The following is a 13770-nucleotide window of genomic DNA, read 5'->3' on the forward strand; positions in this document are numbered from 1 at the left end:
CTAGATAATAAAGTAAAATTACTTTTATCGAAAAAAACCTCTAACAAATGAAAATAAAAATTTAGCAGCTCCTATAAATCCAGCTATTTGCATTGACACTACGCCTTCATTTAAAGCTATAATACCAACAATAATAAACACAACTGCCAAAATCAAATTAAGAAAACCGAATTCTCCCCAATCCGGTCGATTGACTCTAAAATTATTCTTGCTTTTAAATAGCTTAATACCCAAATATCCAATACCAATAAGAATAAATAATGTTATTAATTCAGCCCAAATTGGAGCTTCACTTGGTTTACTATCAAGCAAATTTACAAGACCTACAAAAGTAAAAAGGGTACTTACAACAATTAATATGATGCCTATAATTTTTTTCATGAAATGAAACCTAGCATTAAAACTATTTTAATATACTAATTACCAGTTAATTAAAGTTAAAATGTGTAGTTTTTTATAAAAAATTATATTTTTTATAATCTTAGCAGTTTTTGGCTATAAACCTTAACCTTCCTTTAAATAAATATCTGCTTAATATTCTGTAATTTTACATTATGAAATTCAAAATCAAATCAGAGTTTAAACCCACAGGAGATCAACCTCAAGCAATCAAACAATTGGTTGGTGGATTAAATGGACAAGATAAATACCAAACGTTACTTGGTGTTACAGGTTCTGGTAAAACATTTACTGTTGCCAATGTTATTGAAGAAACACAAAAACCAACATTAGTTTTAGCACATAACAAAACATTAGCTGCACAGTTATACTCTGAGTTTAAACAGTTTTTTCCTGATAATGCTGTCGAGTATTTTGTGTCTTATTATGATTATTACCAACCTGAAGCTTATATACCAACTTCTGGTGTGTACATAGAAAAAGATTTATCTATTAACGAAGAGATAGAGAAAATGCGATTAAGCACAACCTCTTCCCTATTGTCAGGTCGTCGTGATGTCATCGTTATAGCATCAGTATCTTGTCTATATGGTATTGGAAATCCAGTCGAGTTTCAAAAAAATGTTATTTCCATTGAAGTTGACCAACAAATTTCACGTACCAAATTATTGCATCAATTAGTACAGAGCTTATATTCACGTACGGAAGCTGATTTTAAACATGGAAATTTCAGAATAAAAGGAGATACAGTGGATATTTTTCCAAGTTATGCAGATGATGCATTCAGAATTCACTTTTTTGGAGATGAAATTGAAGAAATTGAATCCTTTAATATTCAAACAAACGAAATAGTTGAAAAATACGATAGACTAACAATCTATCCTGCAAATATGTTTGTAACCTCTCCTGACGTGTTACAAAATGCTATAAAATCTATACAAGACGATTTAGTTAAACAATACGATTACTTTAAAGAAATAGGAAAACACCTAGAAGCAAAACGATTAAAAGAACGTACCGAGTTTGATTTAGAAATGATACGCGAATTGGGTTATTGTTCTGGAATTGAAAACTACTCACGTTACCTTGATGGTCGTGAGCCTGGTACACGTCCTTTCTGTTTATTAGATTATTTTCCGGATGATTATTTGATGGTCGTTGACGAAAGTCACGTGACTGTGTCACAAGTACACGCTATGTATGGTGGTGACCGAAGCAGAAAAGAAAACTTAGTCGATTACGGTTTTAGATTACCTGCTGCAATGGACAACAGACCTTTAAAATTTGAAGAGTTTGAAGCCTTGCAAAATCAAGTAATTTATGTAAGTGCTACTCCAGCAGATTACGAGCTACAAAAAACAGATGGACTTTATGTAGAGCAAGTGATACGTCCAACTGGTCTATTAGATCCGATAATTGAAGTTAGGCCAAGCTTAAATCAAATAGATGATTTAATTGAAGAAATACAACAGCGCATTGAACAGGACGAGCGTACTTTGGTTACCACATTAACTAAACGTATGGCTGAAGAATTGACCAAATATTTAAGCCGAATCAATATTAGAGTGAACTACATACATAGTGATGTGGATACTTTAGAGCGTGTCCAAATCATGCAAGATTTGCGTAAAGGTATTTATGATGTTTTGGTTGGTGTAAACCTACTACGTGAAGGTTTAGATTTACCAGAAGTCTCGTTAGTGGCTATTTTAGATGCTGATAAGGAAGGTTTTTTAAGATCTGCAAGATCATTAACACAAACCGTTGGTCGTGCTGCGCGTAACCTTAACGGAAAAGCAATTATGTATGCTGACAAAATAACCAACAGTATGCAAAAAACTATTGACGAAACCGAATATAGACGTGAAAAACAAATAGCCTACAATACAAAAAATAAATTAGTGCCTATGGCATTAAATAAAAGTTTAGATAGTGCTTTAACACAAAACTCTGTTAGTACTTATAGTTATGAGTTGGAAGCTGCACGTGCTGCAGAGCCTGAAAGCGAATATTTAAGTAAAGGTGATTTAGAAAAGAAAATTAGAGAAAAACGTAAAATGATGGAGGAAGCTGCCAAGCAATTAGACTTTATTATTGCTGCTAAATTACGTGACGAAATTAAAATGTTTCAAGGTAAACTTGAAGAGTTGAAAGCGTAGTTATATTTAATCGTTTTAAAAAAAGTATGCTTAATATTAATTATACTGCACTTTAAAGATATCTATCAAAACCTCAGCAGGAACCATCATATCTGGAAAGCCCTCCATTAGATATAATACCTTAGTAATAGACTCATGGTTTAATCCCATGCGTAATCCATAATTATAAAGTTTAGCTAACTCTTGTTGTGTACGTTCTTGATCCACATGCATTAACAATACCATTCTATGAAATTGAACAATACGCTCGCTATGCGATTTTAATACCATTCTATTAACAGGATTATTAATAAGGTAATCAAAATCTTCTCTAGAGATTTCTAACTGTTGCGCAACTGCTAACAAAAAATTATATTCAACAGATTTTATACTGTCATCACTTTTTGCAAATGCAATCATTTCTGATAATAAACTTAACTTCTCTACTCTGTTAGGCATAAATAAGGGATTAATTATACTTTATAAAGTTAAGAATAAAACATAATTAATAATCGTTGAAAGCACGTAGCTTATCGAAAATAACATGGCTATACATCGTTTTTTTAGATATTTCTGTCTAATCTAAATTTTAAAACTCTAAAAACAAAATGAATTACAGCCTTAAATTTGACCTTTAAAACGCTATTACCCAATTATTAATTCGTTAATTTTAAGAGACTTAAGTAAAAATATTAAATTAAAATCTATAAAACTGAATACATCCCTTTTTTAAAAAACATTAAAATATTACAAACGCTAAAACTACATCTCATGTATAAATTTTAAACCTATTATAATTTAAAAATAGATTTTTGAAATTGAAATTCTATTAAACTTATGGAATCTGTTTTTATACTTTGTATTTTGTACTTTTGCTTTTTAAACACGACAAATGACTAATAACGATATTTTTAAAAAACTAAGAGTTGCACATCAGTTAAGAGATACTGATATTGTAGAAATCTTAGAATTAGTAGACTTTAGAATTACAAAAACAGAGCTGAGTGCTTTTTTTAGAAGAGAAGACCATCCTAATTATGTAGAATGTGGTGATCAAATTTTACGAAACTTTTTAAATGGTTTAGTTATTCATTTAAGAGGTCCAATGCCTAAAAAAGGAGAAAAACCTAAAGGCGAAGTTTCAGCGAAAGCGAAAACAAAAACTTTTAGCAATAAAAAGAATTTTAATAAGCCCAATACACGTCCTAAAAGAGACGATAAGTAATTTATAATTACTTTAGGCAAATGGATAATTAATTTTTGTCCAAAAAAAAGAGCAACTATTTAAGTTGCTCTTTTTTAGTATATAAATTAAAGTATTAAGCTAATACTGCTTGTACTTTGTCTGCTGCTTCTTGGAACTCTGTAGCACTCATTACATCTAATCCAGAATCGTCAATTAATTTTTTAGCGATATCTGCATTAGTACCTTGTAAACGTACAATAATTGGTACACTAATGTTACCCATGTTTTTGTAAGCATCAATTACACCTTGAGCAACACGATCACAACGAACGATACCACCAAAAATGTTAATTAAAATTGCTTTAACAGCTGGATCTCTTAAAATAAGTTCAAAAGCAATTTCTACTCTTGCTGCATCTGCAGTACCACCAACATCTAAAAAGTTAGCTGGCTCTCCACCTGCTTGCTTAATTAAATCCATAGTTGCCATTGCTAAACCAGCACCATTTACCATACAACCAACGTTTCCGTCAAGGTCAACATAGTTAAGTCCTTGTTCTCCTGCTTCAACTTCAATAGCATTTTCTTCACGTAAATCGCGCATTGCTGCTAAATCTTTATGTCTAAATAATGCGTTATCGTCAATTGTTACTTTAGCATCAACTGCCATTATTTTGTCATCACTAGTTTTTAAAACTGGGTTGATTTCAAATAATGAAGAGTCTGACTTATCATAAGCAGTATATAAAGCTGTTACAAATTTAGTCATGTCTTTAAACGCTGCTCCTGACAACCCTAAGTTAAAAGCAATTTTACGTGCTTGAAAAGGTAAGATTCCGGTTGCAGGATCAATTTCTTCTGTAAAAATTAAATGCGGAGTTTCTTCTGCAACAGTTTCAATATCCATTCCACCTTCTGTAGAATACATAATCATGTTACGTCCATTAGCTCTATTTAATAATACTGACATATAATATTCTTCTGGCTCAGAATCTCCAGGGTAGTATACATCTTCACATATTAATACTTGGTGCACACGCTTACCTTCTGCAGAAGTTTGAGGTGTTACCAAATCCATTCCTATAATTTCTCCAGCGATAGTTTTAACTGCGTCTAAGTTTTTAGCCAACTTAACTCCACCACCTTTACCACGTCCACCAGCATGAACTTGCGCTTTAACAACGTGCCATCCTGTTCCAGTATCTTCAGTTAATTTTTTAGCTGCAGCAACCGCTTCATCAGCATTTTGTGCAACAATACCACGTTGAATACGTACGCCAAAGCTGCTTAATAATTCTTTTCCTTGATATTCGTGTAAATTCATCTTGTATAGAGTAAAATTTTAGTGTTACAAAAGTAAATAATCACATTTACTTACCCTAATATTTAATTATGAAAAAATAAGTAAATCCATTTTTTAATTTTGTTAAATAATTAACAATTTGTTTTAAATGTGTAATATTATGATGTTTTAATTTTTAAATAGGCTTAAAAAAATAACTTTGAAAAAAATTTGAGATGCAAAACGATCAATTATTACAAATAGCTAAAGACTTTGATAGTCCTATATACATATACGATGCAGATAAAATCGCACAACAATATAATAGGCTAACCTCTGCTTTTAAAAGTGTTAAACAATTAAAAATTAATTATGCTGTTAAAGCATTGTCTAATATATCTATATTAAAGCTGATGAAACAACTAGGTGCAGGACTTGATACTGTGTCTATACAAGAGGTACAATTAGGTTTAGCTGCAGGTTTTAAAGCACAAAATATTATTTTTACTCCTAATGGTGTGTCCTTGCATGAAATTGAAAGTGTTGCCAAATTAGGTTGTCAAATTAATATTGATAATTTATCTATTTTAGAACAATTTGGTACTAAATATCCAAACATACCTGTTTGTATTAGGATTAATCCTCACGTGATGGCTGGCGGAAACACTAACATATCAGTAGGACATATTGATAGTAAATTTGGAATTTCTATACATCAAATACCACATATTTTAAGAATAGTAGAAAATACTAAAATGAATATTAATGGTATACACATGCACACAGGAAGCGATATTCTAGACATAGATGTGTTTTTGTATGCTAGCGAAATATTGTTTGATACTGCACAACACTTTAAAAATTTAGAGTTTATAGATTTTGGATCTGGTTTTAAAGTCCCATATAAAGCTGGAGATATTGAAACAAATATTGAAGAGTTAGGAGACAAACTAAGTGCAAGGTTTAATCAGTTTTGTAAGGATTATGGCAAACCTTTAACCTTAGCTTTTGAGCCTGGAAAATTTTTAGTTAGTGAAGCTGGACAGTTTTTAGTTAACGTTAATGTTGTAAAACAAACAACGTCTACTGTTTTTGCTCAAGTAGATAGCGGTTTTAACCACTTAATAAGACCCATGTTGTATGGTTCACAACATGAAATTAGAAATATCTCCAACCCTAAAGGTCGCGAGCGATTTTACAGTGTAGTAGGTTATATTTGCGAAACGGATACCTTTGCCAACAACCGACGCATTTCTGAAATTAACGAAGGCGACATATTAGCTTTTAGTAATGCTGGAGCTTACTGCTACTCTATGGCTAGTAATTACAACTCTAGATATAGACCTGCTGAAGTTTTGGTATATAAAGGAGAAGCACATTTAATAAGAAAACGCGAAACGTTTGAGGATCTAATACAAAATCAAATTGAGATTAAATTTAAAAAATAATTTTCAAAGCCTACAAATAGCTAATTTTTATCAAATTAGCTATTTGCAGTTAAATATCTAAAATTAGACAACGCATCACAGCATATTTGTAAGCTAAAAGCTACTTAAAAGTTAAAATTAATGTATTTTAACCTAATTAATTGTATTTAATCCGTTTTATTACTTAGATTAGCCATTATAAAGAATAAAATTATTTTATTTTTTAACAATTAATAGCAACTACCTCAAATTCCCTACCTATGCAAACTGATAATAACGAGATATTATCTGATGAAATCCTTGATAAAGGTTTTTTAAATACTATTGAAGATGCGCTAGCTATTGGATCCTGGGAATTAAATATGTTATCAAATACTTTAAAATGGAGTAGCGTAACAAAAAAAATCCATGATGTTGTTGCCAATTACGTCCCAAATGTTGATACAGCCATTAACTTTTATAAAAAAGGACAACATCGTGAGAAAATTTTAGACTTATTTCAAAAAGCCTTACAAAAAGGAGAAAATTTTGATGATGAGTTTATCATTATCACTTCAAAAGGAGAAGAAAAATGGGTAAGATCCATTGGACATCCTAAATTTAAAAATGGGGTTTGTGTTGCACTTAGAGGTGTTTTTCAGGATATTACACAAAAAACACTGCAATCAAAAAAACGTTAATAAAAGAGAAAGAATTTAGATCTCTATTTGACTACTCTTTAACAGGAATGGCTAAAGTTAGCTTGACTGGTGGTTGGCTTAAAGTAAACAATAGTATTTGTAGAATATTAGGTTATACTGAATCAGAACTTTTAAAACTAAGTTTTAGAGACATCACATATCCTGAAGACTTATCCAAAGGAAACAAGGAACTTGCTTTACTATTATCCGGAAAATCAGACAATTTTACAGTTAATAAAAGGTACCTTCATAAAAACGGGAAGGTTGTATATTGTAATTTATCAGCAACCATAGTAAGAGACGATCTTGGACATCCGCAGCATTTTATAGCAAATATTAATGATATTTCTGAAATTGAACTTAGTAAAAATAAAATATCCGATTTATTAGCTATTAGCTCTAAACAAAACGACAGGCTTTTAAACTTTGCTAGAATTGTTTCGCATAACTTAAGGTCACATGGTGGGAATTTAGAAATGTTGTTAACTTTAAAAAAGGAAGATTATCCTGAAAACACTAAAGATGAATATTTTCCTTTAATGCAAGAAGCCATAGGTAATCTAAATGAAACTATTGAAAACTTAAATGAAGTAGCATTGTACAGTGCTTTAGATAAGGAAGCTTTAGTACCACTAAACTTATTAAAATATAGTAACAATGCCATGTCTAACATTACAGCAGCTACTATATCCAACAATGTTGATGTTAAAATATTAATCGATAATAATATAACTGTTAATGCCATACCTGCTTACTTGGATAGCATTTTAATAAACTTTTTAACAAACGCAATTAAGTATAGAAGACAAAATGTAAACCCTGAAATAACACTAGAGGCCCACAAAACTGAAGCATATACCATATTAAAAATTAGTGATAATGGTCAAGGTATTGATTTAGACAAACATAAAGATAAGCTGTTTGGGATGTATAATGTTTTTCACAAGCATAAAGACTCTAGAGGATTAGGGTTATTTATAGTAAAAAATCAAATAGATGCAATTGGTGGTAAAATTGAAGTAGAAAGCATTGTAGATCAAGGCACTACTTTTACTTTATATTTTAAAAATTAAAAACTAATTGTTTTTTAACTAACTGTTTTGATAAAAGGTTAACCCATTGTTATATAAATCATAAAACGAAAACTCTTTTGTTCCCCAATCTGATTTTATAACTTCAGTCTCTTTAGGAAACACATTTTTAAAATTATATTCTTGATATAAAACATCAACATGTTGCGTAACAATGCGCAACATAGGTCTGTCAATAGTATAATCCCACTCTTTTTCGTCCTTCCATATTAGGTGTATTTCTATATGGTCTCTTTTAATTCCTACGTATTTTGGATCTTTAGAATCGTCTGCAAATGCGATTTCAAAACCTAATTTTTGCGTATAAAAAAACAAAGCAGCTAATACGTTTTGAACAGGAAGTATAGGATGAATTTGATGTAGAATTGGAGTCATAAAATTATAATTATTTATTTTTTAACCGTTCCTGTAAAATGATTAACATTGGGACTGATTGGATTATTGGTTGTACGTCTAAAGGATGCAATTTGACCACAATGCCAAATAGAATCTGCGATTGGTCCATTAATATTATTCCAAAACGGGATTTGGCTTTCGCCGAAAATAATTTTGAATTGCGAAATATCATCACTGCCTCTTAAAATATCTGCAACCTGTTTTAAATTATTTAAAGTCGCTACACGCTGTGCTTCAAAAGATAGTTTTAGAGCATCTTTAGTATTTGCTTTTTTTAAAGTCGAATTTAAAATGATTTTAGACAAATCATAAATATGTTTTATGGTTTCGGCTGTTGTTCTAACCGAATCTGAAGGCTTAAAGTCTAAATCTTTTGCTGACAATCCATCTGTTGCGTGATAAAATCTAAAGCCTAGTGCATCTATTTGTCTAGCTGCAACAGTACCAGCTGTAAAATGCTCTGATGCTTCAGGAAGCTCATAATAAGGAATATTTGAATCTGATTGAGCCACCATATTTGTTGTAATTAATAATGATAAAAAAAGCACTAGTGTTCTCATTTTTAAAAATTTGAAACGATAAATTAAATAACTAATCCTTAAACTCTTTAACCTGAGGGATATTACTTGTTCCGTATTTATCAAATAGGTACACTAAGCTTGTCATGGTTGCTGCACCAAGCTCTAACTCGCGTTTATTTACTGCATCAAAGGTATCGTTTGCTGCATGATGATGATCAAAATACCGTTGTGAGTCTGGACGTAAGCCAGCTAAAACAATGTTATCGTTTTTTAATGGTCCAATGTCTGCACCACTATATCCTTTTTCAAAATAATGAATTAAGTACGGTTTAAATAAAGACTCCCAACTTAATACCTTGTTTAATGCTGCCTCACTGCAATCAAAACTAAATCCTCGAGGTGTAAACCCTCCAGAGTCACTCTCTAGCGCAAAAACATGGTTTTCGTTGTTACGCAATGCTTCTTCTGCATATTTTTTTCCGCCACGTAATCCATTTTCTTCGTTCATAAATAACACAACTCTTATGGTACGTTTTGGTTTAATTCCACTTTCTTTTAATAATCTAATTACATCCATAGATTGTACTACTCCTGCTCCATCGTCATGCGATCCATCTCCTAAATCCCATGAATCTAAGTGACCTCCAACAACCATTATTTCTTCTGGGAATTCGCTTCCAGTAATTTGACCAATAACATTGTATGACAAAACGTCTTCAAACTGTTTACCGTTTTGTTTAAAGTAGAATTTTAGGTTGGCATCTTTTTTTAGGGCTTCGGATAATTTATTAGCATCATTGGTACTGATTGCTGCAGATGGTACACGTTGCTCATTAGGCAAATCCATGTAACCCATACTTCCAGTGTGTGGTAAATCGTCTTGACGTAAATTAAGCGATCTTACAATTACACCAACTGCTCCTAGTTTTCCTGCTTCATAAGCTCCTGCATAACGTTGTTTAGAGCATCCTCCATAAGCTTCAAAGGTGTGGATTAATTCTGGATTCATTGCGCCATTAAAAAAGACAATTTTTCCTTTTACTTTATCACCTAGTGCAGCAAGCTGTTCAAAACTTTGCACTTCTATTACTGTAGCTTCTAATCCTGAATTGGCAGTCGCTACTGAGCCACCTAAAGCACAAATATTGACGTCAAACTTGTTGTTATTACTTGTAAAATGTGCGACTTCTTTTGCGCCACGTTCCCATTTTGGCACCATAACTTCTTGTAGCCATACTTTATCTAATCCTAGTTTTTCTAGTTCGGATTTTGTGTATTGTACAGCTTTTTCTGCGTTTACAGATCCTGATAATCGTCCTCCTATTTGATTTGATAAATAATCTAACCATTGGTATGCTTTACCATTGGTTAAGGATTGGCTATATATTGTTTTTAAAGCGTCTTGGTCTGTCTGTGCTAAAACATTAATAGACACTAAAAGTGTTAGAAGAATTGTTAGTTTTTTCATGGTTGGAAAATTTTACTTTAAAGATAGTATTTATATATGAAAAGACCTGATAGAATATTAATCCTATCAGGTCTCTTGTTTTATTTTGATTGACCTTAACTGTTGTTTTTTTAGGTCATGTGGTTTGCGTTAGCGATTGAAATGACATCCTTTTTTTGCTGCCATATATGGCAAAAAAAGATATAATGGAAAGCGCGACCCTTGTGGTAACGCCCAAAATATACTATTCGTTATTTAATTGCTCTCTGTATAAATGCAGATTAGCTTTGGTTTTGTCATCCAAATCTGGCTCTTTTATGTCTGAATATTGTTTTAAAGTATCATACAAAATTTGAGCTACAATTAATCGTGCTGTAGGTTTGTCATCCGCTGGAATGTTGTACCATGGTGCGTGATCCTTGCTTGTCCTGTTTATTGCGTCCTGATAACAGTCCATGTATTTGTCCCATAACTTACGCTCTTTTAAGTCTCCTGCTGAGAATTTCCAGTTTTTTTCTTGTTTATCTAAACGTCGTAATAATCTGTTACGTTGTTCGTCTTTTGATAAATTCATGAAAAATTTAAAAATTAGTGTTCCGTTTTGTGTCAGGTGTTTTTCAAAGTTATTGATTTGCTCAAAACGCTGGTCCCAAAAGGCATCGTTTACATCGTCAATACTGTTTACAAATGGTAGTTTTTCGTTTAAAATATACTCGGGATGTACGCGTGTTACTAATACGTTTTCATAGTGTGTGCGATTGTGGACTCCAAATTTACCTCGTGCTGGTAATTTTATATAGTGTCTCCAAAGGTAATCGTGTTTAAGCTCTAATTCGGTTGGCACTTTAAAGCTCATGACCTCAACACCTCTTGCATTAAAATCTTTAAAAACTTCGCGTATTAAACTGTCTTTTCCAGAGGTATCCATACCCTGTAGGCATACTAAAACCGAGTATTTACCGTGTGCATACATGGTGTCTTGTAGCTTACCTAATTGGCGTCTTACTTTACGCAAAGCGTCCTCTGTGGTATCCTTATCTGCTTTTAAATCTAGCTTACTTGGTAGGTCGCTTAGCTTTATTTTTGAAGTGATTTTATGGTCGTTAATATTGATGTCTTTCATGTTGTTTTATTTACTTGCAAAAAGTTTTACATCTTGCTCACTAACTTCTGTGCCTCCTAAAATTATTAATCTTTCAACTACGTTACGAAGCTCTCTAATGTTTCCTGTCCAATCATATTCTTTTAGTAAATTGATTGCTTTTTTAGAAAATGTCTTATTGGCTGTGCCTTGCTCTTCGGCAATTTTAGCTGAAAAATGATTTATTAATAATGGTATGTCATCACGCCTGTCATTTAATGCTGGTACTTTAACTAAAATTACTGCTAATCTGTGATATAAATCTTCACGGAATTTTCCGTCTTCGATTTCCTTTTTAAGATCTTTATTTGTTGCTGCTACGATGCGCACATCTACTTTAATATCTTTATCACTACCTACACGTTGTATGCGACTTTCCTGCAAAGCACGTAATACTTTGGCTTGTGCAGATAGACTCATGTCACCAATTTCGTCTAAAAAAATGGTTCCACCATTGGCTGCTTCAAATTTACCTGCTCTGTCTTTAGCTGCACTTGTAAATGCACCTTTGACGTGTCCAAATAATTCGCTTTCTATCAGCTCGCTTGGTATTGCTGCACAGTTAACCTCTATCATTGGTCCTTTAGCACGATCACTTTTTTGGTGTAACCAATGTGCGACTAGCTCTTTACCTGTTCCGTTTGGACCTGTAATTAAGACTCTAGCATCTGTTGGTGCAACTTTGTCTATAATGTCTTTGATTTGAGAAATAGCGTCGCTATCTCCTATCATTTCGTATTTTTTGCTGACTTTCTTTTTAAGAATTTTGTTTTCAATAACTAACTCTTTTCTGTCTAAAGCGTGTCTTACTGTATTTAGTAAACGATTTAAATCTGGTGGCTTGGATATGTAATCAAATGCACCTAAACGCATTGTATTTACTGCTGTATCTAAATCTCCATGTCCAGAAATCATGACCATTGGTATTTCTGGCTTTATTTTTTTGACAGCCTCTAATACCTCAACACCATCCATTTTAGGCATTTTAATATCACATAGGATTAAATCGTATTCGTTTTTTCTAATTTTATCGATTCCTACTAATCCGTCTTCAGCTTCTTCTAGCTCATATTTATCATTTTCCTCTGACAGGATTTTGACCAATACTCTTCTAATTGCTGCTTCATCCTCTATTACTAAAATTTTTGGCATTATATTTTAAATTTAATTCCTGTTCTTAAATAAAACGCGTTTACGTTGTCTAACTTAAATACGTCTTCTCTATTTTCGTCTCTTAATCTGTTACTCATACTTAAAGTATAACCTACGTATGAGTACCATACTAAATTGTCTGTAAAACAATACTCGTAACCCAAACCTGCTAATATTACTGATAAAGACACACTATCTGCTTCCTTACCATCAATGGTAAATACTTCTTGTGTGTTGGCAAAATAACCATCAATTCCGACAAAGGTCTGTACGATGTTTTTTTCGTTAAAAAAGTACTTCACATTTGTTTTTGGCACTCCTAAGTTATAAGACCAGTTTTCATTTAAACGTCTAAAATAACTTACAAAAGGTAGTGGTAATGGTATACCTGTTGTACTATTATATGTCAGCCCTAATACTAATCTATATGGTTTTTTTTGTTTTGGTCTTTTGTCTTATCGTTTATAGCATATACACCTCCATTTAAAAACATATCATCACCTGTGATTTTATGTCTAAGTGTAGATGCTATTCTTGGTGTAATCTTAGCACCTAATCGCCAATTTTCTGAGAGTTTAAATGTGTAACCTAAATTAAAATCTATGATATGTAATCGTCTTAAATTAGAGGTTGGAAAAGGGTAATCGTCCTCTAAATCTAGGGTTAACCTACTATACTCTGCACCAACAATTAAATAACAGTCTTCACTGGTTTTGATAGGATAATTTAATAATCCTCTAAATCTATCAAAACTATCTTCAGAATTACTTTTGGGCACATAAGAATACTCTAACCTAGCTAAATCTGTTAATTGTGCATGGGCTACATTTACACCACATAGTAGCGTTAATGTTAGTAAAATGGTTCCAAAATGTAATTTCATATAATCTATAATTATTTAATTGCTATA

The 13770-nt window shown here is 32.1% G+C and carries 15 protein-coding genes; 5 read left to right on the forward strand and 10 right to left on the reverse strand.

The features are described from left to right. Positions 1–24 precede the first annotated feature (24 nt). Complete coding sequence (locus AC0L3M_RS07515; protein ID WP_473432390.1) at positions 25–381, reverse strand: hypothetical protein; 357 nt, start codon at positions 379–381, stop codon at positions 25–27. Between the two features lie 173 nt (positions 382–554). Between AC0L3M_RS07515 and uvrB the strand changes: the two genes are divergently transcribed. Then, positions 555–2558 (forward strand): excinuclease ABC subunit UvrB, encoded by a 2004-nt coding sequence (gene uvrB / locus AC0L3M_RS07520; RefSeq protein WP_145002435.1) that lies wholly within the window; start codon positions 555–557, stop codon positions 2556–2558. 36 nt (positions 2559–2594) lie between these two features. Here the strand turns inward: uvrB and AC0L3M_RS07525 are convergent, their stop codons facing one another. Beyond that, the gene (locus tag AC0L3M_RS07525; protein WP_292949686.1) at positions 2595–2996 is read right to left on the reverse strand and encodes a TerB family tellurite resistance protein; all 402 of its coding nucleotides are present in this window, start codon (positions 2994–2996) and stop codon (positions 2595–2597) included. A gap of 433 nt (positions 2997–3429) precedes the next feature. Here AC0L3M_RS07525 and AC0L3M_RS07530 point away from each other — a divergent pair, with 433 nt between their 5' ends. After that, positions 3430–3762 carry a DUF1456 family protein gene (locus AC0L3M_RS07530; RefSeq protein ID WP_292949689.1) on the forward strand — a complete coding sequence of 111 codons (333 nt, stop codon included), beginning with the start codon at positions 3430–3432 and terminating at the stop codon, positions 3760–3762. Positions 3763–3856: 94 nt separating this feature from the next. Here AC0L3M_RS07530 and sucC read toward each other — a convergent pair whose 3' ends face one another. Further along, positions 3857–5047, reverse strand: coding sequence for an ADP-forming succinate--CoA ligase subunit beta (gene sucC / locus AC0L3M_RS07535; protein WP_145002444.1), 1191 nt, complete (start codon positions 5045–5047; stop codon positions 3857–3859). A gap of 194 nt (positions 5048–5241) precedes the next feature. Here sucC and lysA point away from each other — a divergent pair, with 194 nt between their 5' ends. The 3 genes from lysA to AC0L3M_RS07550 all read left to right on the forward strand — a co-directional run bounded on the left by lysA (position 5242) and on the right by AC0L3M_RS07550 (position 8185). Beyond that, positions 5242–6453, forward strand: coding sequence for a diaminopimelate decarboxylase (gene lysA, locus AC0L3M_RS07540; RefSeq protein WP_473432391.1), 1212 nt, complete (start codon positions 5242–5244; stop codon positions 6451–6453). Positions 6454–6692: 239 nt separating this feature from the next. Next, a complete protein-coding gene (locus AC0L3M_RS07545; protein ID WP_473432392.1) occupies positions 6693–7112 on the forward strand; it encodes a PAS domain-containing protein in 420 nt (139 codons plus the stop codon). A 47-nt stretch (positions 7113–7159) separates the two neighbouring features. Further along, positions 7160–8185 (forward strand): sensor histidine kinase, encoded by a 1026-nt coding sequence (locus tag AC0L3M_RS07550; protein ID WP_473432393.1) that lies wholly within the window; start codon positions 7160–7162, stop codon positions 8183–8185. Between the two features lie 18 nt (positions 8186–8203). On the opposite strand, the gene AC0L3M_RS07555 is transcribed toward AC0L3M_RS07550, so the two are convergent. The 7 genes from AC0L3M_RS07555 to AC0L3M_RS07585 form a co-directional block, all read right to left on the reverse strand. After that, positions 8204–8578 (reverse strand): VOC family protein, encoded by a 375-nt coding sequence (locus tag AC0L3M_RS07555; RefSeq protein WP_292949701.1) that lies wholly within the window; start codon positions 8576–8578, stop codon positions 8204–8206. A gap of 14 nt (positions 8579–8592) precedes the next feature. Next, entirely contained in the window at positions 8593–9159 is a 567-nt protein-coding gene (locus tag AC0L3M_RS07560) for a hypothetical protein (RefSeq protein WP_473432394.1), read from the reverse strand. 31 nt (positions 9160–9190) lie between these two features. After that, a complete protein-coding gene (locus AC0L3M_RS07565; RefSeq protein ID WP_473432395.1) occupies positions 9191–10588 on the reverse strand; it encodes a M20/M25/M40 family metallo-hydrolase in 1398 nt (465 codons plus the stop codon). Positions 10589–10811: 223 nt separating this feature from the next. Beyond that, positions 10812–11690: a PPK2 family polyphosphate kinase gene (locus AC0L3M_RS07570; RefSeq protein WP_292949709.1), complete on the reverse strand. Its 879-nt coding sequence runs from the start codon at positions 11688–11690 to the stop codon at positions 10812–10814. Positions 11691–11696: 6 nt separating this feature from the next. Continuing rightward, positions 11697–12860: a sigma-54-dependent transcriptional regulator gene (locus AC0L3M_RS07575; RefSeq protein WP_473432396.1), complete on the reverse strand. Its 1164-nt coding sequence runs from the start codon at positions 12858–12860 to the stop codon at positions 11697–11699. Beyond that, positions 12860–13270 (reverse strand): DUF6268 family outer membrane beta-barrel protein, encoded by a 411-nt coding sequence (locus tag AC0L3M_RS07580; RefSeq protein ID WP_473432487.1) that lies wholly within the window; start codon positions 13268–13270, stop codon positions 12860–12862. Before AC0L3M_RS07580 ends, AC0L3M_RS07575 begins: the two co-directional genes overlap by 1 nt. Positions 13271–13278: 8 nt before the next feature. Further along, complete coding sequence (locus AC0L3M_RS07585) at positions 13279–13743, reverse strand: hypothetical protein (RefSeq protein ID WP_473432397.1); 465 nt, start codon at positions 13741–13743, stop codon at positions 13279–13281. Between the last annotated feature and the right edge of the window lie 27 nt (positions 13744–13770).

The organism is Olleya sp. KJ81-1 (assembly GCF_055808135.1).